Here is a 19,531-nt window from a genome sequence, read left to right as displayed (position 1 = left end):
CGCTCGGTGGGAGGGGCGGCGGTGGGGGCGGGCCTCAGAGCATGTGGATGCGGCGGTAGAGCTTGGTCGAGGGCCCGGTGAGCAGACCGTTCTCGGCGAGGAAGGCCATCAGGTGGCGGCTGCTGGTGCGCATCATGGCGCGGCGGTGCTCGCTGGCGCGGGCCTCGGCGACGGCCCGGGCGACGTCCAGACCGGCGGCCTTGTACACGGACGGGTGCACCATGCTGGTGACGATGACGTAGGCGCCGGCGGCGATGCCGAAGGCGGCGTTGCGGCGGCGGAGGGTGCCGGCCCCGCGCAGCCGTTCGCGGATCTCCTGACGGGCGAACTTCATGTGCCGGGACTCCTCGACCACATGGATCCGGGAGGTGCCGCGGACGATGTCGAGGACGTTCTCGCCGCGCATCCAGTCGCGCTGCATGACGTCCAGCACCTCTTCGGCGACCAGGATGCCGCCGTAGGCGAGTTCGCCGCGGGCGAGGGCCTTGTAGGCGCGCCCGGCCTGGGCCACGAGCTGGTGGGGCCGGTACTGGGGGACGCCCATCTTCTCGCAGGCGCGAGCGAACATGATCGAGTGCCGGCACTCGTCGGCGATCTCGGTCAGGGCGAAGCGGAACTCGGCGCTGGCCGGGTCCTTGAGGTACTGATCACGCAGCACCATCTGCTGGAGGATCATCTCGAACCAGATGCCGGTGGTCATGATCGAGCCGACCTCGTGGCGGGTGAGCACGACCCGCTGCTCCTCGGTCATCTCCGACCAGAGCGGGGTGCCGTAGAGGGTGCTCCACTCCGGGTTGAGCCCGTAGTGCCCGGGCTCCAGCGGGGCGTCCCAGTCGATCTCGGTGGCCGGGTCGTAGGAGAGGGTCGCGGCGGATTCGAGCAGCCGCTCGGACACCTCCTCGTCGGCGGCGGTGTGGGTCCGCCCGTGGCCGTCCGGGGTGAGGGTTCGGGTGGGAGTGCGGGTGGGGGTGGGGGTGCGTTGCGCCGGGTGAGCCATGGCTGCCTCCGTCGGGTGCGTGGCCTGCGCGGGGACTCGTTACCGCGGCGTAGGCCCCGCTTATTGACGGAGATTACAATAAGAGCCGACGCCCGAGAACCCCCCGTGCGCCGCCACCTGCGCGACGGTGGCGGCCGATGGGAACCGGCGGGGACTGGCGGGCTCGGCGGGCCGGAGGATGATGGAGAGATCGCGGCCGTGATCCCGCCGACGGAGAGGAGCCGACCGGACATGAGCACGGCGGACCCCCTGCAGCGTGGCCGATCCCCCTTCGTCGACAACGCCGTCGGAGCCCTGCTCGACGCGGACGGCCGCATCGTCCGCTGGACTCCGGAGGCGGCCCGGCTGTTCGGCCTCGGCGCCGGGCAGGTGCACGGCCGGCCGGTGCACGAGCTGCTCGCCGACCCCTCGGGATGGCCGGCGATGTCCGAGCTCACCGAGGGCCAGCGGGCCGCCGGCTGGTCCGGCGAGGCGGTGTTCCGCTCCGGCCGGGGCGAGCTGCTCCCGCTCTCCTTCCAAGTGCTCCCCCTGGACGCCCCGGCGGCCCCCGGCGGCTCCGACACGGCCCGTTACTTCGTGCTCGCCGCCCCCACCACGCAGATCGCCCGGTGGCGCCAGGACCAGGCGTTCACCGCCGAGCTGTTCCTCCAGGACCGGGTCGGCCTGGCCGTGTTCGACGAGCGGCTGCGTCTCGTCCGCACCAACACCCATCTGCTCCCCTACAGCGGCCTCCCACCGGACCTGCGCGGCCACCGCCTCGGCGACTTCCTCCAGCCGCAGGACGCGGCCGCCGTCGAGCGCGGACTGCGCGACGTGCTGCGCACCGGCCGCCCGCTGATCGGCGCGGAGGAGACCGTCCGCACCATCGAGGACCCGGCCGGCGGCGCGGTCATGGCCATCTCGGCGTTCCGGCTCCAGGCTCCGGACGGGCAGGTGATCGGGGTCACCGCCCTGTTCACCGACGTCACCGAACTGCACCGCTCGGGCGAACGGCTCGCCCTGCTGCACCGGGCCACGGCCGCCGTCGGCGGCTCGCTGTCGGTCGGCGGGACGGCGGAGGAGCTGGCCGCCGTCCTCGCCCCGCCCGCCACCGCCAGGACCGCCCCGGGCACGTCCGCCCCGGACGCCGAACCCGTCCCGGGCCTCGCCGACCTCGCGGTGGTGGACGTCGCCGAGGCCGTGTTCACCGGTGGCGAGCCCGCGCCGGGGCGGGACGGGCGGGTGCTGCTGCGCCGCGCCGCCGTCGCGGTGGCGGGCCCGCCCGGCGAGCCGGCCGCGGGACCGGGCGGCCCGGTCGGCCCGCCGCCGCCCCCGCCGGTCGGGGCCGCCGTCCACGCCCACCCGGACGAGCAGAGCGTGCACACCGACTTCCCCGCCTCGATGGCCGTCCCGCTGCGGGCCGGCGGCAGGCTGCTCGGCCGGGTGGCCGTCCACCGCGACCCGCACCGGCCGCCGTACCTGCCGGCCGATCTGGAGCTGCTGCGCGAGATCGCCGACCGGGCGGCGCTGGCCCTGGACAACGCCCGCCGCTACGCGCGCGAGCACCGGGCCGCCGTCGGCCTCCAGCGCAGCCTGCTGCCGCCCTCGCAGACCGAGACCACGGCCGTGTCCACCGCCAGCGTCTACCTGCCCACGGACACGGCGAGCGGGATCGGCGGCGACTGGTTCGACGTGATCCCGCTGTCCTCCGCCCGGGTGGCGCTGGTCGCGGGCGACGTGGTCGGGCACGGCCTCGCCGCCAGCGCCACCATGGGGCGGCTGCGGACGGCGGTGCGGACGCTGGCCGACCTCGACCTGGAGCCGGACGAGTTGCTCGTCCACCTGGACGACCTGGTGGCCCAGCTGATGGTGGAGGCGGAACGGCCGGACGAGGACGACGAGGGGAACGGGACCGGCGTCGGGACCGGGGCCGACGACGTGGACGGCCCCGGCGCCGCCTCACGCCCCCCGGTGGGTCACGGCGTGTGGTCGGACGGGACCGGGGAGGGCGCGGACGAGCAGCAGACCGTGCCGTTCGGCGCCACCTGCGTGTACGCGGTGTACGACCCGGTGTCGCGGCGCTGCGCGATGGCCTCCGCCGGGCATCCGCCGCCCGCCGTCGCGGCCCCGGACGGCCGGGTGACCTATGTGCCGCTGCGACCGGGACCGCCGCTAGGCGTGACGGGGCTGCCGTTCGAGATGACCGAGGTCGAACTGGAGCCCGGCAGCCTGCTCGCGCTCTACACCGACGGGCTGCTGCTGGGGTACGCGGACGACCTGGAGGAGGGCATGGACGCGCTGTCCCACCGGCTCGCCGCCGCGGCCTCCCCGCCGGAGGGCGCCGTCACCCCGGCCGGGGCCTCGCTGCGGCAGCTCGGCCGGGACCTGGTCGCCGACCTCCCGGCCCACCGCCTCACCGACGACGTCACCCTGCTGCTGGCCCGTACCCGCACTGTGCCGGCCGCGGACACCGCCGGCTGGACCCTGGACACGGACCCGTCGGGCGTCGCCCGGGTCCGCGGGGCCGCCACCGCGCAACTGCGGCAATGGGGCCTGGAGGAGCTGGAGTTCACCACCGAGCTGGTGCTCAGCGAGCTGGTCACCAACGCCATCCGGTACGCGGGCGGCCCGGTCGGGGTCCGGCTGATCCGGGCCGAGCGCCTCACCTGCGAGGTGTCCGACCCCAGCTCCACCCAACCCCGGATGCGCCGGGCCCGGCTCACCGACGAGGGCGGCCGGGGGCTGTACCTGGTCGCCCAGCTGACCACCCGGTGGGGCAGCCGCTACACCCGCCGGGGGAAGACCATCTGGGCGGAGCAGGAGATCCCGCCCGCCTGACCGGGCCTGCCCGGCCCGGGGGCGTGGAGCGGCATCCGGCCGCGAGGGCCAGAATTGTGGACGTGGACAAAGGACCGGCCGAGGGTTCCCCCGGCCAGCGGAACCCCGTGCTGACCCGAATGCGCCTGGACGAGGTCGCCGCCGGGGCAGCCGCCGCCGTGGTACGCGACATCCCCGCGTACCGGGACCGGACGGAGGCCGCCGTCCGCACCGAGCTCAACGCCCTGCTCGGCCCCGCCACCGAGGCCCTGCGCGAAGGACGCGAGCCCGCGCCGCGCGAACTGGCCGCCTTCGAGGAGTTCGGCGCGCTGCGGGCCGCGCAGGGCATCGGGCTCGAACCGCTCCAGGAAGCCTTCCGGCTGACCACCCGCCGGGCCTTCGACGCGCTGTACGCGGCCGCCCGCACCGACACGCCCCCGACGGTGGCGCTGGAGCTGACCCGCGACTTCTGGGCGTACTGCGATCTGGTCTCCACCGCCGTGGTGCGCGGCCACCGCGCGCACGAGCTGGAGCGGGCGCAGGCGCAGACGGAGCACCGCACCCTGCTGCTGCGCCAGCTGCTGCTGGGCGAGCTGCCGCCGGAGTGGCTGGCCACGGCGGCGTCCGAGCTCGGACTGGACCGGAACGGCGAGTACCTCGTCCTGTACGCCCGGCCGACGGGACGGCCTGTCGCCGACGTGGAGCGGGTGCTGCGGGGCCACGCGACGGCTCTGCTGGCCGAGCCGGGCGCGGACCGGGTGGTCGGGCTGGCCGCCCGCCGTCCGCCGCCCTCGCTGGAACTGCCGGTCGGACTGGGCCCGGCCCGGCCCCTGGCCCGGCTGCACGAGTCGCTGGTCGCGGCCCGCCGGGCCGCCCGGCTGGCCACCGCCTTCGGCCTGGAACGCTGTGTCGCGGACGGCGAACTCCCGCTGCACGGAGCGGTGCTGGCCCTGCCCGAGACGGGTGCGCAGCTGGTCGAGCGGTGCTTCGGGCACACCTCGGGAGCCCGCCGTTCCACCCTCGCCCGCACCCTGGACGCCTATCTGGCCGCGGACGGCAACGCCGAGCAGGCGGGCGCGGAACTCTTCGTGCACCCGAACACCCTGCGGTACCGGCTGCGGGCCTTCGGTGCGGCGACCGGGCTGGACCCGGCGCGGACGGAGGACGCGCTGACCGTCTGGTGGGCCCTGCGGCACCTGGAGGCCGAGGGCGGGAGCGAGCCGGGCTGACCGGGACCGCCGCCGGCGCCGCACCGCCCGTTCCCGTCCTCGCCCCTTCCCGTCGCGGCGACTCCCCTCGCGGCGATCCTGTCGCGGCCGACAGATTCGGCGGCCCGAGTACTGGCCGCCGCACCATGGCCGCGCCGACCCCCGGTCGGCAGGGTGGAACACACGAGCGGCCCCCGGGCTCTCCCGGGCCCGCACCCCACTTCCACCTCCTCCGGAAGGACGCGGACACCATGACCCAGCAGTTCGGCGACTACCAGAACGAGATCTACTTCCACGGCCTCTCCGGCGTCCTGCCGACGCTGCCGATGACCTTCGCCGAGTTGGAGGCGAAGGCCGAGTCCGCGCTCCCGCCGTCCGTGTGGTCCTACGTCGCCGGCGGCGCCGGGGACGAGCACACCCAGCGGGCCAACGTCGCGGCCTTCCGGAACTGGGGCCTGGTGCCGCGGATGATGGTCGGCGCCACCGACCGCGACCTGTCCGTCGAGATGTTCGGCCTGGCCCTCCCCTCCCCGCTGTTCATGGCACCCGTCGGGGTCATCGGTCTGTGCGCGCAGGACGGTCACGGCGACCTCGCCACCGCCCGCGCCGCCGCCGCGTCCGGGGTGCCGATGGTCGCGTCGACGCTGACCGTCGACCCGCTGGAGGAGGTGGCCGCGGAGTTCGGCGACACCCCCGGCTTCTTCCAGCTCTACACCCCGACCGACCGGGCCCTCGCCGAGAGCCTGGTGCACCGCGCCGAGGCGGCCGGGTTCAAGGGCATCGTGGTCACCCTGGACACCTGGATCACCGGCTGGCGCCCGCGCGACCTGTCCACCAGCAACTTCCCCCAGCTGCGTGGCCACGCGCTCGCCAACTACACCTCCGACCCGGTGTTCCGCTCCCGGCTCGCCGCAGCGCCGGAAGCGGACCCGAGGGCGGCCGTCCGGGAGTGGGTGAACATCTTCGGCAACCCTCTGACCTGGGACGACCTGGCCTGGCTCCGGTCGATCACCGACCTGCCGCTGATCCTCAAGGGCCTCTGCCACCCGGAGGACGTGCGCCGGGCCAGGGACGGCGGCGTGGACGGCGTCTACTGCTCCAATCACGGCGGCCGCCAGGCCAACGGCGGCCTCGCCGCGCTGGACGCCCTGCCCGGCGTGGTCGAGGCCGCGGACGGCCTGCCCGTCCTGTTCGACTCCGGCGTGCGCACCGGCGCCGACGTGATCAAGGCGCTGTCGCTGGGCGCCACCGCCGTCGGTGTGGGCCGCCCGTACGCCTTCGGCCTCGCGCTCGGCGGCACGGACGGCATTGTCCACGTGCTGCGCTCGCTGCTCGCCGAGGCCGATCTGATCATGGCCGTGGACGGTTACCCGACGCTCGCCGACCTGCGGGCCGACGGGGCGCTGCGCCGGGTCTGAGCACCGGCCGGACGGCGGCGGCACGGATTGTCGGGCACGACAGTTTCGGCCGCGTGAGCGCTGTCCCGGCGTCCATGGTGGGGCGGGTGCTCCGAGCGGCATGGTGGAAGCAGTTCAACGGCAGCCCGACTGCGGCTCTTCCGGGACGGCGCGCGGCTTCGACCGCGGCCCGCCCGGTGTCCGGATTCTCCGCGTCCCCTGTGCTGCCCCCGCCGTTCGCAGGACCAGGAGCACCGATGACGACCGACCCCAGCACGAGCCGCGCCCACGACGAGGGCGGCACCGCGGTTGTCGGAACCGACAACACCCTCGCCGCGGAAACGACCACCGCTCCCGCCACGACTGCCGCGGGCACCGCCGCCGCCACGACCAGGGCGGCCGGGGCGGCCGCCACCGGCAAGCGCCGCAGGCGCCCCTGGGTGCTCACCGCCCTGGCCTCGGTCGTCGGGGTGCTCGCGGTCCTGGTGACCGTCCTGATGACGGTGCCCGTCCCGACCACCGCCACCGCCCTGGCCACCCTGGCCGCCGACGCCCTGCACGAGGGCACCCTGATCGCCGTCCTGGTCGCCGTCGTGCTCGCCGTGATCGCCCGCCGCCGCCGGGCCCGGGCGGCGACGCTGATCGCCGGTGCGAGCGCCGTCCTGATGGCGGTCATGACGGCGGTCCCGGCCGTGGCCCTGGTGCGGGAGGCCGACCGGCAGCACGTGGACGTGTCGATCGGGCGCTTCCTCACCCACGGCCTGGTCCAGGGCAACGGCCGGCCGGCGGGCACCGAGACGCTCACCTACGCCACCGCCGGTTCCACCGAACTCAAGCTCGACCACGTCCCCGGTCGGGGCCCGGCCCGCGACCCGGGCGGCACCCGCCCCGCGATGGTCTACGTGCACGGCGGCGGCTGGAAGATCGGCGAGCGCTCCGACGGCTACGCGTGGAGCAAGTGGTTCGCCGAGCGCGGCTACGCCGCCTTCACCATCGACTACCGCCTGCTGCCCCACGCCGACTGGCAGACCGGTCCGGGCGATGTGAAGGCCGCCGTCGGCTACATCCGCGACAACGCCGCCCGCTTCGGCGTCGACCCCTCCGACATCACCCTGTTCGGCGAGTCCGCCGGCGGACACCTCGCGATGATGGCCGGGTACACCGAGGGCGACCCGATGTTCCCGCCGACCGCGCCGCACGCCGACACCTCGGTGCGCCGGGTGATCAGCTTCTACGGCACCACCGACCTCGACGACGTCACCGCCCACTCGACCGCTCCCGGACTGATCCGGTCCGCGAGCCGGGAGTACGTCGGCGGCACCCCGGAGCAGCGCCCGGACGCCTGGACCGCCTCCTCGCCGCTCAACCACGTCCGCCCCGGACTGCCCGCCACGCTCAGCGTGCACGGAGCGGACGACCGGCTGATCTCCCCGTCCCAGTCGCGTCTGCTCGACCGGGCCCTGGCCGACGCGGGCGTCCCGCACCGGAGCGTCGAACTCCCCTGGGCCAGCCACCTGTTCGACCTCACCCGGGGCAATCTCACCACCCAGATCGCCGAGGGCGTGATCCAGCAGTTCGACCAGCAGACCGCGCGCTGACCCGCGCCACGGACCGCCCTTCCGCACCGGGAGGGCCGGCCCGGCGCCATCCCCGACCCGGAGCGCCGGGCCACGGCGGCGGCCCCCGACCCGACGGCTCCGGGTGGGGGCCGCCGCCGATCGTGTGCCGGTCGGCCCACCGGGGGCGGCCGCCTCCGGTCAGCGCAGCGAGGAGGCGAAGCCGAGCAGCAGCCCGTTGACCTCGTCCGGTGCGTCGGTGTGCGCCGGGTGCCCGGCGCCGGGCACCACCGCCGACGAGGCCAGCGGGCTCAACCCGGCTGTCGCGGCCGCGTGTTCGGCGGGCCAGAACTGGCTCTCGGCCCCGGCCAGGATCAGCGCGGGCACGGTGATCCTGGCGACCACGTCCCGCCAGTCCTGGCAGGCGTGGTCGAACATCAGCGGATAGGTGTCCGGGGTGATGTCCGACCCCGCGCCCTTGCCGCCCGCCGCCCGGATCCGCGCGTCCAGCTCCGCCGGGTCGGGCCAGGCACGGCCGTGACCGGTGCCCAGCACGTTCGCCGGGTCGAGGAAGAAGGTGCCGAGGTTCGCCATGGTCAGGCCGTAGAAGCCGTACTCCCAGTCCGGGCGGTTGACCATGCAGGGGCTCTGGTCGACGGTGACGATCCCGGCCAGCCGCTCGCAGCCGAACAGACCGGCGTACGCCCAGATGTGGCCGGCGCCCATCGACTGCCCGACCAGCAGCACGTCCGTCAGGTCGAGGTGGCCCAGCAGTTCCTGGACGTCCTTGCCGCCCCTGGCCATCCGCAGCCCGTAGGGCGGACGGTCCGAACTGCCCGCCCACCGGCGGTCCAGCGACACCACCCGGTACCCGGACGCGCGGAGCGCCCCCCACTGCAGGGCCCAGTCGTCGGCCGAGGCCCCGTAGCCGGGGATCAGCACCACCGGCCTGCCGTCACCCTCGTCGTAGTAGTGCAGACCCACGTCGTCGGTGGTGGTGAACCTCGGCACGGGGACCTCCATCAGCGTGAGCGCGCGGACGCCGGGACTGGCTCCGACCGTACGCCGCGCCCACCGGCCCCGCCCGGCCGTTGGGCCACTCGGGTGAGGACCCGGGACACGCCCGTGTTCCGACCAATCCGGGGGGATCCCGGCCGTCCACCGGTGTGATTGGTGCTCTGATCTGCCGACTCATCCACCAAGGAGAGACATGCGTACTCGCACCGCCCTCGCCGCCGGCGTCCTGGCCGTGGCCGCCCTGCTGGCCGGCGCCGGCACCGCCGCCGCCGACGCCTCCGCCAACGGCCTGGCCTTCGGCTCCCCGGGCGTGCTGTCCGGCAACCAGATCCAGATCCCGGTCCACATCCCGATCAACATCTGCGGCAACTCGATCAACCTGGTCGGCGCCCTGAACCCGGCGTTCGGGAACACCTGCATCAACGCCTGACCCACCCGCCGCGGGCACGCGGCACGGCGCGGGTCCGTCCCTCCGGGGGACGGGCCCGCGTCCGCGTGCCGGGACGCGGCCGGTGCCGTTACCGGCGGCTCAGACCCTTGTCGATCGCCGAGATCAGCTCACCGTTCGGGGTGTCCCCGTCCAGCGACCAGACCATGGCCCCGCCGAGGCCCTCGCGGCGCACGTACTCGGCCTTGGTGCGCAGCACGGTGGCGTCGTCGTACGTCCAGAGCGTGGTGCCGTCGAACAGCCAGGCGTGGCCGTTGCGCTGACCCCGGTACAGCTTGTACGAGCCGGAGTCGGCGAGCTTCTTCAGCGCCTTGTAGTCCTCGGTGCCGGCCGTCCAGGTCGCCGGGGCGGGCCCGGCGGCCGGCTGCCCGAGACCGTTGCCGCCACCGGTGACGCCCGTCCAGCCCTGGCCGTAGAACGGCATGCCGGTGACCAGCTTGCGGGCCGGGGCGCCGCGCCGCAGCCAGGCGTCGACGGTCTGGTCCACGCTGAAGTCGTTGCGCGCGTACAGCGCCGACTGCTGGGCGGTGGTCTTCTCGCCGGAGACGTGGAAGTCGTAGCCCTGGAGGTTGACGAAGTCGAAGTCCTTCATGATCTTCCGGACCTCGAAGCCCGCGTCGATCTTGGCGGGAGCGGTGGGCGCGTACGCGCTCAGCTCGAAGTGCTTGCGCCCCTTGAGCGTCCGGGCGTAGGCGTCCACCTGGGTGCGGAACTCGTGGACCAGCTTGGTGAAGTTCTGCTTGTCCTCCGGGCGGACCCCGTTGCCGGGGTTGCCCTCGGAACCCGGCCACTCCCAGTCGAGGTCGATGCCGTCGAAGATCCCGGCCGCCGCGCCCGCGCCGCCCCGGACGCCGTCCTTGGGCAGGTTGCCCTTGAGGTAGAGGTCGACGCAGGAGGAGACCAGCGCCTTGCGGCCGGCCTCGGTGCGCACGGCGTCCGAGAAGTACGCCGAGCCGCTCCAACCGCCCAGCGAGATCATGACCTTGAGGTCGGGGTGCTTCGCCTTGAGCTCGCGCAGCTGGTTGAAGTTGCCCGCCAGGGCCTGCCCGTCGGTGTCGGCGACACCGTTCACGGCCTCCTCCGCGCCGACCGGCCGGACGTAGTCGGCCCACCCGTCGGAGCCCGGGCCGCCGATCTGGCAGGTGCCGGCCGGACCGACGTTGCCGAAGGCGTAGTTGATGTGGCTGAGCTTGCCGGCCGTGCCGCTGGTCTCCAGGTCCTTGACGTGGAAGTTGCGGGCGTAGATGCCCCACTGGATGAAGTACCCGACCCGCTTGAAGTCGGTGCCGCCGTGGCGCGCGGAGTCGGCGGACCCGTCGAGGTCGGCCGCCGCGGCGGCCGGGGCGAGCGGGACCAGCAGCCCCAGGACGGCCGCGGTGGCGACGGCGAAGGTCTTGCCGGTCGAGAGTCGGTGACGCATGGACGAGATCACCCCTTGTGCGGTGAGCCGCACGATCGTGGGAACGGTGGACGGCGCAGGGAGTCCGCAGGGAGTTCGCAGGGTGTGCCCGTACCGGGCGGCGACGACTCTCCACGGCAAGGTCCATACCTGTCAACGGACTTCGCAAAGGTTTTGCAAAACGCGGGGGAGACCGGCAGGTGACGCGGGTCACAGCGGAGCGTGTCACAGGACGCCGGGCCGTTCCGTCTCAAGGGGTGAAGCACCGACCACCACGAAGGACACCAGGGAGCACCCCATGGACAAGCGACTGAACTTCTTCGCCACCCGGACCGGCACCCAGGTCATCAGGAGCCTGATGGCCCTCGGCAAGGACCTCAAGGGCATGCCGCTGCCCGTCGCCACCCAGGAACTGGTCTCGCTGCGGGTCAGCCAGATCAACGGCTGCGCCGTCTGCCTCGACATGCACACCAAGGAGGCCGCGGCGGCCGGCGAGAGCGCCCTGCGGGTGAACCTGGTCGCGGCCTGGCGGGAGGCCACCGTCTTCACCGAGGCCGAGCGGGCGGCGCTCGCCCTGGCCGAGGAGGGCACCCGGGTCGCGGACGGGGCGGGCGGCGTCAGTGACGAGGTGTGGGCGAAGGCCGCCGAGCACTACGACGACGAGCAGTTGGTCGCCCTGGTCACCCTGATCTCGTTCATGAACATGGCCAACCGGGCGAACATCATCACCCGCCAGCCGGCCGGCGACTACGTGGCCGGCCAGTTCCACTGACCGTCACCACGGGGGTGCCGCCGGACCGGGCACGGCCGGGGTTTGCCCGGCCCGGCCGCCCCCGGGACGATCGACCGGCAACAGTCCGTCCGAGGGAAGGGAAACCGTCGTGAGCAAGGTCGAGGAGTTCGAGGAGCTGCGGTCGCTGCTGTTCTCGATCGCCTACCGGATCCTCGGCAGCGTGGGCGAGGCCGAGGACGCCGTGCAGGAGGCGTGGCTGCGCTTCGACGCCTCGCCGACCAGGCCGGACAACACCAAGGCGTTCCTTTCCACCACGGTCACCCGGATCTCCATCGACGTGCTGCGGCTGGCCCGGGTCCGACGCGAGGCGTACGTCGGCCCGTGGTTCCCCGAACCGCTGCTCACCGACCCGTACCAGGACCCGGCCCGGTCCGCCGAGCTGGCCGACTCGGTGTCGATGGCGGCACTGCTGCTGCTGGAGCGCCTCAGCCCGCTGGAGCGGGCGGTGTTCGTGCTGCGGGAGGTCTTCGGCTTCGGCTACGACGAGGTCGCCCCGGCGGTCGGCCGCTCCGAGGCCGCCTGCCGGCAACTGGCGGTCCGGGCACGGCAGCACATGCGGGACGGCCGGCCGCGCTTCGAGGCCGAGCGCAAGGAGCGGGACGAACTCGCGGCGCGCTTCTTCGACGCCCTCCGGGAGGGCGACATGGCCGGACTCCAGGACCTCCTCGCCGCCGACGTCTCGATGGTCGGCGACGGCGGCGGCAAGACCCCGCAGCTCGCCCGGGCCGTGGCCGGCGCGGTCAACGTCGCCCGGCTGCTCGCCGCGATCGTCCCGCTGATGGAGCGGATCGACGTCACCTTCGAGACCCGTGAGGTCAACGGCCAGCCCGGCGCCGTCTTCCGCGACCACGACGGCCGGGTGCTGACCGTCCTGGTCCTCGACGTCCTCGACGGACGGGTCCAGGGCGTGCGCTCGGTGACCAATCCCGACAAGCTCGCCCACCTCGGCCCGGTCGCCGACGCCTGGGCCGTCCACCAGCAGCTCAGGCAGGCCCGCCGGGCCCACTGAGCCGCCGGCGGACGCCACGCGGTACGGGCGGCCGGGGTCAGCCGGTGCTCGCGGGCACCGGCGCGGGGGTGCCCGCGAGGAGGCTCGCCTGGCGGGCCAGGGCACGGGCCCCGGCGGCACAGGCGTCGAGGGTGTCCGGGTCGGTGACGGGCGGGCGCTCGGTGCGGACGACGGAGGCGGCGGCACCGCGCAGCCAGGCGGGGTGGGGATCGGCACCGGCGAAGGCGGCCAGCCGGGCGAAGTGGTGCTCGGGGTCGTCGAGGATCTCCTCGTAGGAGAGGGCCATCCGTCGGTCGGCCGGCAACTGCGCCAGCTCCGCCACGCCCTGGACCACGAGGTGCGACCAGAACGCTCCGAACGCGGCCAGTGGGATCGGCGCGCGCATCACGAGGTCGCAGTCCACGTCCCCGGCCAGGTGGGCGAGGTGGTCGGGCAGCAGCGGGATGTGCTCGGGCCCGAGTTCGAAGGGTGAGGTCAGACCCAGCAGGGTCATCGCCTCCGTGCGCAGCAGGAGGGTGCGGAAGCCGATGTGCCGGCTCATCGACAGGGCGACGTCCGGCCCGGAGCGGCTCAGGTGCACGAAGCGGGCCTCGGGGAACATGGCGCGCAGCGTGGGGAGGAACGCGAGGGAGGCGCCCGAGCGCTCCACCACCACCTGGGTGTTCCAGCGCCGTTGGAGGTCGGCGAAGAGCGCCCGGTACTGGTCGGGCAGGGTCCGGACCGGCCAGGCGGGCACCGCGTCGGCGAGTTCGTCGTGCAGCGCGTCGGGGGTGTCGGTGAGGGCGGGCAGGGTCATGTGGGAGACGGTGGGCACGCCGGTCCCGGGCCGGAAGCGCCCGCTCGCGTAGGGGTAGAGCAGCTCCGGCATGGGGTGCGCGGAGGCCGCGATGGCGTCGAGCGGGCGGACGGGCCCGCCCAGGATCGACCAGAACTCCCGCCCGTCGACCTCCCGGTCGCCGAAGCCGAGGGTGCCCCGGCAGGCCACGGAGGTGAAGAACTCGTTCATGCTCAGCACGTCGGGATGGGCCTGGAGGGCCCGTGACAGCAAGGTCGACCCGCAGCGGCCGGTTCCCACGACGAAGGTGATGCTCATACGTCCTCCTGCACCCGATGCCCGTACGTGATCGCAGGATGACAGTACGTCAGGGCGAGCGCCGGGGGTGGACGCCGAACGCGGATCCGGCCCCCGTCGGTGGGTGCGCGTCAGGGCGTGACGATGGCGAAGTCCGGGTCCGGGGCGGTGAGGTGGCCCAGCAGTTCGCCGAGGACGGCGAGGTCGCCGTCGACGGTGGCGCCCGCCCGGGCGAGCAGGGCGGCGGGGTCCGGGGCGCCGAGCAGGACGGCGCGCAGGTCCGCCTCGTCGAGGGTGATCGTGACGTCGGGGGCGGCGACGGCCGGGCCGTCGCCGGTGGTGTGGGTGAGGACTCCGTTGTGCAGGCGCTGGGTGACCGGTTCGCCGTCGCGCAGGTTCCAGCGGACGGCGAGGTCGGCGTCCCAGCTGCCCGGGCCGTCGACCCGGATCGCGAGGGCGCCGAAGAGCTGGTCGAGGGTCAGCGCGGCGAGGAAGTCGGGCGAGCTGGTGTCGGTCGGGGTGCCGAGGACGCCGTCGCGCAGTTCGAGCGCGCCCATCAGGTAGAAGTTGCGCCAGGTGCCGTTCTCGCTGCCGTAGCCGAGCTGCTCCAGCGCGTCGGCCTGGAGCGCGCGGGCCTCGGCGTTGTCGGGGTCGGCGAACACGACGTGGTTGACCACCTGGGCGACCCAGCGGTAGTCGCCGTCGGCGAAGGACTGCCGGGCCCGGCGGAGCACCTGCTCCGCGCCGCCCATGAACTCGACGTAGCGGGTCGCGGCCTCGGTCGGCGGATGCTCCCACAGGTGGGCGGGGTTGCCGTCGAACCAGCCGAGGTAGCGCTGGTAGACGGCCTTGGTGTTGTGGCTGACCGAGCCGTAGTAGCCGTGGGTGTGCCAGGCCCGCTCCAGGGCCGGCGGCATCTCCATCCGCTCGGCGATCTCCGCGCCGGTCAGGCCCTGGTTGAGCATCCGCACGGTCTGGTCGTGCAGGTAGCCGTACAGGTCGCGCTGCTCGGTCAGGAACGTGATGACGCGCTCCCGGCCCCAGGCCGGCCAGTGGTGGGAGGCGAACGCCACGTCGGTGGCTCCGCCGAACAGGGTGATCGCCTCGGTGAGGTAGCGCGACCACACGTGCGGGTCGCGGACCTGGGCGCCGCGCAGGGTCAGCAGGTTGTGCAGGTTGTGGGTGGCGTTCTCGGCCATGCACAGCGCGGCGTGACCGGGGAAGAAGATGTTCAGCTCGGCCGGCGCCTCGGTGCCGGGAGTGAGTTGGAAGACCATCCGGATGCCGTCGACGGTCTCGCTCTGCCCGGTGGCGGTGATGTGCAGGGTCGGCGGCACGAGGGCGACGGTGCCGGTCGAGGTGGTCTGGCCGAGACCCGCGCCGACCTGCCCGCGCTCGCCCTTCGGCAGGGCCGCCCCGTACATGTAGGCCGCCCGGCGGGCCATCGCGGTGCCGGCGTAGACGTTCTCGCTGACGGCGTGCTCCAGGAAGCCCTCTGGGGCGATCACCGGCACGCCGGCCGCGATGTCCTCCTCGCCCAGCACGCCGCGGACGCCGCCGAAGTGGTCGATGTGGCTGTGGGTGTACAGCACGGCGGAAACCGGCCGCTCCCCCCGGTGGGCGCGGTAGAGGGCGAGCGCGGCGGCGGCCGTCTCGGAGGAGATCAGCGGATCGATGACCAGGACACCGCGCTCGCCCTCGACGATCGTCATGTTCGACAGGTCGAACCCGCGCACCTGGTAGATGCCCTCGGTCACCTCGAACAGGCCGTGGTCGGCGGCCAGCCGGCTCTGCCGCCACAGGCTGGGGTTGACGGTGTCGGGGCAGTCGGCGGCCAGGAAGCCGTACGCCTCCAGGTCCCACACCACCCGCCGGCCGTCCTTCACCAGCGTCTCGGACGCCGTCGCGACGAACCCCCTGCGGGCGTCCTCCAGGTCCCGGGTGTCCTCGAACGGGAACCGGCCGAGCACCGCCGCGTTGGCGGCGGCGATACCCGGCTGCGCGGGCAGGGGCTCGGTGCGCTGGGTCATCTCGGACTCCTCGGGCAGCGGCGTCGGCCAGGGGTTGCCCCTGTCACCTTCCCGGCCCGCGGCGGCGGCCACGAGCAGACCTGGGCCGACCGGGTGAACGGCCGCGAGGCCCGAGGCCCGGCGCGCCCGGAAGGCGGCCAGGAGCCCGTGCGGGAACGCGCGTGGCCGATCGGCCCCGGGACGGCTTCGGGATCGGCCTCGGGACCGGCCTCGGGACCGGCCTCGGAATCGCGCCATCGGGGGACCGAATCCGGTAGTCCTGGGCGGGAGTTGGAGCCGATCGGGGGCGAGATCCCGAGCTCGTGGCAGCATGTGCCATGTGCAGCGTGACATACCACAAGGGGGCCGTGGCTCCTCCCGTCGTCCTCCTCGAAGGAGAGAACTCCGATGAAGCGTTTCGTCGCGATCCTCGCGGCCGGTGCCGCGCTGTCCGGGCTCGGCATCACGGGGGCCACCCAGGCCGCCGCCCGGCCCACGGGTACGACCACCTGCGGCTACGGCGTCGGGGCCAAGGTCTGCCTGACGATCGAGGGCCGGCTCGCGTCCGCCACCGGCTGGGCCTCGTCGGCCGGAGGGTCCGCGCAGTTCGCCTCGTTCGAGCTGGAACTCCGCACCACCGCCGGCGCGAGCCTGGAGCGCGAGGACCTCGGCGCCGTGGTGCCGCCCGCCGGAATCACGGTCGGGCCGGTGGCGAGCACCGTCCCGTGCGGCACCGGCCTCACCGCCACCTTCACCACCACCCGGGCGGGACGCCCGCCGGTCACCGCCACGGTCACGGTGCCCGCCGTCTGCTGAACCGCTCCGGGCGGTCCACGTGCCCGCCGTCGGGCACCCCGGCGTCAGGGATCCGGGACCGGATCCCGCCAGATGTCCATCGGAACGGCGCGGACGGCGCGTCCGTCCGCGCCGAGGATCCGGCCCATCCGCTTCACCGTGCGCAGCGCCACCCGGCGCTCGGCCACCCGCAGGTCGGGGAACCTGCGGGCGAGCGCCGCCTCCAGCCGCTGGACGTCGGCGAGGGAGCGCTGCCAGACGGAGAGGACGAGGTTGTGCGCGCCCGTGACGGACACGCACAGCCGGACTTCGGGGAGCCTGGCGAGCTGGGGGCCGACCTCGTCGAGCCGGTCCGGAGGCAGGTCGGCCCGGAAGGTCGTCAGGACCGGCCGGCCGGCGTCGCGGGCCGCGATCTCGCAGCGGAAGCGGATCGCGTCGGAGCCGGCCAGCCGGTCGAGGCGGCGGCGCAGCGTGGACGGGCTCAGCCCGGTCGCGGCGGCCAGCCCGGCCTGGTCGAGGCGGCCGTCGACGCCCAGCCTGATGAGCAACTCCCGGTCCTCCTCGCGGATTTCGGCTCGCGCTCCGGACGGCTTCGGGCTCGCCGCCGACTGCTCGTCGTGCAGTTCCACGCGTTGGGCCGGGTCCAGCGAGTCCAGGCGCCAGCGGACCCCCTCGGCGTAGTAGCCGGTCGTCAGGTGGACCCGGACGGCGTCGACCCCGGGGATCCGGCCGAGCCGTTCGGCGGTGTACCGGGAGGCCGCCGCCAGGTCGGTGAAGGCCGCGGTGAGGGCGAGGTCGCAGCCCTGGGAGAAGTGCTCGACGCTCATCACGTGCGCGTCCTCGGCCAGTTCGTCGGCGATCCGCCCGATCCGGTCGGGGGCGCAGTCGAGGTCGAGGTGGGCGACGCACCCGGGGTCCTCGGGGTGCGGCAGACCGTAGGCGGTCACCCAGGCGATCCCGGCCTCCGAGAGCCGTTGCCAGCGGCGGGCCGCGGTGACCGGGCTGATCCCGAGGGTCTGGCCGAGCAGTGCCCAGGGCGCCCGGGGCCGCAACTGCAGGGCGTTCACCAGGGCGAGGTCCAGCTCGTCGACCGTCACCCGCGTGCCGGTCGTCTCCGTGGCGGCTGCCCCAGTGCCGGTCACCTCCACGCCGGTCACCGTCGGCTTCCGGACGATTCGTTCATCGAAGGGCCCCTTCGTGGCGTGATCCTGCGAAATCGCGGGAGACTCCCGCCCCGGGACCCAGAATCCCGGTACGAGACCGCTCCGCACAAATCCCGCCGCACGCGGGTCCGATGGAGGTACCTGTGTCCCTGCACGACGACGCCCTCGCGCTGGCCCCGGACCTGGTCCGGCTCCGCCAGGACCTGCACCGCTTCCCCGAGGTGGGCCTCGACCTCCCGCGCACCCAGGAGCGGGTGCTGCGGGCCCTGGACGGGCTGCCGCTGGAGGTGAGCCTGGGCACCGGCCTGAGCTCGGTCACCGCGGTCCTGCGCGGAGGTCGGCCGGGCCCCGCCGTGCTGCTGCGCGGCGACATGGACGGCCTGCCGGTCGTGGAGAAGACCCCGGTGCCGTTCGCGGCCGAGAACGGCGCGATGCACGCCTGCGGCCACGATCTGCACACCACCATGCTCGCGGGCGCCGCGCAGTTGCTGGCCGCACGGCGGGAGGAGCTCCACGGCGACGTGGTCTTCATGTTCCAGCCCGGCGAGGAGGGTTGGGACGGTGCCGGCGCCATGCTCGCCGAGGGCGTGCTCGACGCGGCGGGCCGGCACCCGGTCGCCGCGTACGCCCTGCACGTGTCGTCGACCATGCCGCACAAGGAGTTCAGCTCCCGGCGCGGGCCGATCCTCGCCGCGTCCGCCGCTCTGCACGTCACCCTGCACGGTGCGGGCGGCCACGGCGCGGTGCCGCACCGGGCCAAGGACCCCGTACCGGCGGCCTGCGAGATCGTCACCGCCCTGCAGACCATGGTGACCCGCCGCTTCGACATCTTCGATCCGGTGGTGATCACCGTCGGGATCCTCCAGGCCGGTACCCGGCGCAACATCATCCCCGACACCGCCCGCTTCGAGGCCACCGTACGCACCTTTTCCGCCGAGGCGCAGGCCAAGGTAGCCGACGCCTCGGTGGAGCTGGTCAGGGCCATCGCGGCCGCCCACGGCCTGCGGGCGGAGATCGAGTACCTCCCCGAGTACCCGGTGACCGTGACCGACGACTCCGAGACCGACTTCCTGGCGGACACCGTCCGGGAGGTCTTCGGCGAGGAGCGCTTCCGGACGCTGCCGAACCCGATCCCCGGGTCGGAGGACTTCTCCCGGGTGCTCCAAGCGGTGCCGGGCTCGTTCGCCTGGCTCGGCGCCGCCCCGAAGGGCAGCGACCCCGACGTCCTGCCGTCCAACCACTCGCCCCACGCGGAGTTCGACGACGCGGTGCTCCCCGACGGAGCCGCGCTCTACGCCGAACTCGCCGCCCGCCGCCTCGCGGCCTGAACCCTGTACGCCGAAGAAGGAACGATCAAGCACATGACCGCACCGCGCGAGGTGGTCGAGCGGCAGCTCGCCGCCTACAACAGCCACGACATCGACGCCTTCATCGCCACCTACGCCGAGGACGTCACGGTCCGCCGGGCCGACGGCAGCCTGCTGCAAGGCAGGCCCGCCTTGCGGGACCGGTACGCCGGGCAGTTCGCCGAGGGCCGGTGCCGGGCGGAGATCACGGGGCGGCTCGCGGAGGGCGACTGGGTGGTCGACCACGAGATCGCCCACGGCCTGGCCGCCGACCCGGTCCGCGTCCTGGTGGCCTACCGCGTGCGCAACGGCCTGATCGACCGGGTCGACTTCCTGGGCTGACCGGCACCGCATCGGGTCGCCCCTCACCGTGCCGTGAGGGGCGACCCGCAGGTCCGGAAACCGGACGAGCCGCCAGGATGGCAACAGGTGTGAGCCGGATGCACCAGCTCGGCCGGCCTTTTCGCAGCCCGGGACGGTTGGTCCTCCTGTACGCATTCGGCTCCGTCCGCACCGCCGGCGCCCG

Annotated in this window: 16 protein-coding genes; 10 read left to right on the top strand and 6 right to left on the bottom strand. The window is 74.1% G+C overall.

The genetic code is table 11. The features are described from left to right. Positions 1–34: 34 nt before the first annotated feature. Positions 35–997 carry a diiron oxygenase gene (locus ACIQ9P_RS22955; RefSeq protein ID WP_402359078.1) on the bottom strand — a complete coding sequence of 321 codons (963 nt, stop codon included), beginning with the start codon at positions 995–997 and terminating at the stop codon, positions 35–37. 231 nt (positions 998–1,228) lie between these two features. Between ACIQ9P_RS22955 and ACIQ9P_RS22950 the strand changes: the two genes are divergently transcribed. The 4 genes from ACIQ9P_RS22950 (at position 1,229) to ACIQ9P_RS22935 (ending at position 7,996) form a co-directional block, all read left to right on the top strand. After that, entirely contained in the window at positions 1,229–3,814 is a 2,586-nt protein-coding gene (locus tag ACIQ9P_RS22950; protein WP_402359075.1) for a SpoIIE family protein phosphatase, read from the top strand. 62 nt (positions 3,815–3,876) lie between these two features. Further along, positions 3,877–5,022 carry a PucR family transcriptional regulator gene (locus tag ACIQ9P_RS22945; protein ID WP_402359072.1) on the top strand — a complete coding sequence of 382 codons (1,146 nt, stop codon included), beginning with the start codon at positions 3,877–3,879 and terminating at the stop codon, positions 5,020–5,022. 230 nt (positions 5,023–5,252) lie between these two features. Next, on the top strand, positions 5,253–6,419 hold the full coding sequence (locus ACIQ9P_RS22940; RefSeq protein ID WP_402359069.1) for an alpha-hydroxy-acid oxidizing protein: 1,167 nt from the start codon (positions 5,253–5,255) through the stop codon (positions 6,417–6,419). A gap of 236 nt (positions 6,420–6,655) precedes the next feature. Then, positions 6,656–7,996 carry an alpha/beta hydrolase fold domain-containing protein gene (locus ACIQ9P_RS22935; RefSeq protein ID WP_402359066.1) on the top strand — a complete coding sequence of 447 codons (1,341 nt, stop codon included), beginning with the start codon at positions 6,656–6,658 and terminating at the stop codon, positions 7,994–7,996. A gap of 159 nt (positions 7,997–8,155) precedes the next feature. Here the strand turns inward: ACIQ9P_RS22935 and ACIQ9P_RS22930 are convergent, their stop codons facing one another. Next, on the bottom strand, positions 8,156–8,965 hold the full coding sequence (locus ACIQ9P_RS22930) for an alpha/beta fold hydrolase (protein ID WP_402359063.1): 810 nt from the start codon (positions 8,963–8,965) through the stop codon (positions 8,156–8,158). 199 nt (positions 8,966–9,164) lie between these two features. Here ACIQ9P_RS22930 and ACIQ9P_RS22925 point away from each other — a divergent pair, with 199 nt between their 5' ends. After that, positions 9,165–9,401, top strand: coding sequence for a chaplin (locus tag ACIQ9P_RS22925; RefSeq protein ID WP_402359060.1), 237 nt, complete (start codon positions 9,165–9,167; stop codon positions 9,399–9,401). Between the two features lie 88 nt (positions 9,402–9,489). On the opposite strand, the gene ACIQ9P_RS22920 is transcribed toward ACIQ9P_RS22925, so the two are convergent. Then, entirely contained in the window at positions 9,490–10,839 is a 1,350-nt protein-coding gene (locus ACIQ9P_RS22920) for a glycoside hydrolase family 18 protein (RefSeq protein WP_402359057.1), read from the bottom strand. Between the two features lie 277 nt (positions 10,840–11,116). Between ACIQ9P_RS22920 and ACIQ9P_RS22915 the strand changes: the two genes are divergently transcribed. Next, on the top strand, positions 11,117–11,590 hold the full coding sequence (locus tag ACIQ9P_RS22915) for a carboxymuconolactone decarboxylase family protein (RefSeq protein WP_402359054.1): 474 nt from the start codon (positions 11,117–11,119) through the stop codon (positions 11,588–11,590). 109 nt (positions 11,591–11,699) lie between these two features. Further along, positions 11,700–12,620 (top strand): RNA polymerase sigma-70 factor, encoded by a 921-nt coding sequence (locus ACIQ9P_RS22910; RefSeq protein WP_402359053.1) that lies wholly within the window; start codon positions 11,700–11,702, stop codon positions 12,618–12,620. Positions 12,621–12,657: 37 nt separating this feature from the next. Here the strand turns inward: ACIQ9P_RS22910 and ACIQ9P_RS22905 are convergent, their stop codons facing one another. Together ACIQ9P_RS22905 and ACIQ9P_RS22900 are read right to left on the bottom strand one after the other, a co-directional pair. Then, complete coding sequence (locus ACIQ9P_RS22905; RefSeq protein ID WP_402359051.1) at positions 12,658–13,713, bottom strand: sulfotransferase; 1,056 nt, start codon at positions 13,711–13,713, stop codon at positions 12,658–12,660. Positions 13,714–13,823: 110 nt separating this feature from the next. Further along, entirely contained in the window at positions 13,824–15,722 is a 1,899-nt protein-coding gene (locus ACIQ9P_RS22900; RefSeq protein ID WP_402359049.1) for an alkyl/aryl-sulfatase, read from the bottom strand. 387 nt (positions 15,723–16,109) lie between these two features. Between ACIQ9P_RS22900 and ACIQ9P_RS22895 the strand changes: the two genes are divergently transcribed. After that, on the top strand, positions 16,110–16,517 hold the full coding sequence (locus ACIQ9P_RS22895) for a hypothetical protein (RefSeq protein ID WP_402359047.1): 408 nt from the start codon (positions 16,110–16,112) through the stop codon (positions 16,515–16,517). A gap of 44 nt (positions 16,518–16,561) precedes the next feature. On the opposite strand, the gene ACIQ9P_RS22890 is transcribed toward ACIQ9P_RS22895, so the two are convergent. Continuing rightward, complete coding sequence (locus tag ACIQ9P_RS22890) at positions 16,562–17,653, bottom strand: Lrp/AsnC family transcriptional regulator (protein ID WP_402359045.1); 1,092 nt, start codon at positions 17,651–17,653, stop codon at positions 16,562–16,564. A gap of 149 nt (positions 17,654–17,802) precedes the next feature. Here ACIQ9P_RS22890 and ACIQ9P_RS22885 point away from each other — a divergent pair, with 149 nt between their 5' ends. Both ACIQ9P_RS22885 and ACIQ9P_RS22880 read left to right on the top strand, forming a co-directional pair. Beyond that, positions 17,803–18,987, top strand: coding sequence for a M20 family metallopeptidase (locus ACIQ9P_RS22885; protein WP_402359043.1), 1,185 nt, complete (start codon positions 17,803–17,805; stop codon positions 18,985–18,987). Between the two features lie 33 nt (positions 18,988–19,020). After that, on the top strand, positions 19,021–19,347 hold the full coding sequence (locus tag ACIQ9P_RS22880) for a nuclear transport factor 2 family protein (protein WP_402359040.1): 327 nt from the start codon (positions 19,021–19,023) through the stop codon (positions 19,345–19,347). Positions 19,348–19,531: the final 184 nt, after the last annotated feature.

Origin of the sequence: Kitasatospora sp. NPDC094019 (assembly GCF_044764505.1) — a bacterium.
In the GTDB taxonomy this organism is placed as follows: Bacteria; Actinomycetota; Actinomycetes; order Streptomycetales; family Streptomycetaceae; genus Kitasatospora.
The sequence above is the reverse complement of the archived record's forward strand: the minus strand, read 5'-3'. Positions and strand labels throughout refer to the sequence as shown.

What these genes read in the sequence shown, in the direction of transcription:
- ACIQ9P_RS22955 (WP_402359078.1), bottom strand. Translation starts at nt 997, where the DNA reads ATGGCTCACCCGGCGCAACGCACCCCCACCCCCACCCGCACTCCCACC.
- ACIQ9P_RS22950 (WP_402359075.1), top strand. Translation starts at nt 1,229, where the DNA reads ATGAGCACGGCGGACCCCCTGCAGCGTGGCCGATCCCCCTTCGTCGAC.
- ACIQ9P_RS22940 (WP_402359069.1), top strand. Translation starts at nt 5,253, where the DNA reads ATGACCCAGCAGTTCGGCGACTACCAGAACGAGATCTACTTCCACGGC.
- ACIQ9P_RS22935 (WP_402359066.1), top strand. Translation starts at nt 6,656, where the DNA reads ATGACGACCGACCCCAGCACGAGCCGCGCCCACGACGAGGGCGGCACC.
- ACIQ9P_RS22925 (WP_402359060.1), top strand. Translation starts at nt 9,165, where the DNA reads ATGCGTACTCGCACCGCCCTCGCCGCCGGCGTCCTGGCCGTGGCCGCC.
- ACIQ9P_RS22920 (WP_402359057.1), bottom strand. Translation starts at nt 10,839, where the DNA reads ATGCGTCACCGACTCTCGACCGGCAAGACCTTCGCCGTCGCCACCGCG.
- ACIQ9P_RS22915 (WP_402359054.1), top strand. Translation starts at nt 11,117, where the DNA reads ATGGACAAGCGACTGAACTTCTTCGCCACCCGGACCGGCACCCAGGTC.
- ACIQ9P_RS22905 (WP_402359051.1), bottom strand. Translation starts at nt 13,713, where the DNA reads ATGAGCATCACCTTCGTCGTGGGAACCGGCCGCTGCGGGTCGACCTTG.
- ACIQ9P_RS22900 (WP_402359049.1), bottom strand. Translation starts at nt 15,722, where the DNA reads ATGACCCAGCGCACCGAGCCCCTGCCCGCGCAGCCGGGTATCGCCGCC.
- ACIQ9P_RS22895 (WP_402359047.1), top strand. Translation starts at nt 16,110, where the DNA reads ATGAAGCGTTTCGTCGCGATCCTCGCGGCCGGTGCCGCGCTGTCCGGG.
- ACIQ9P_RS22880 (WP_402359040.1), top strand. Translation starts at nt 19,021, where the DNA reads ATGACCGCACCGCGCGAGGTGGTCGAGCGGCAGCTCGCCGCCTACAAC.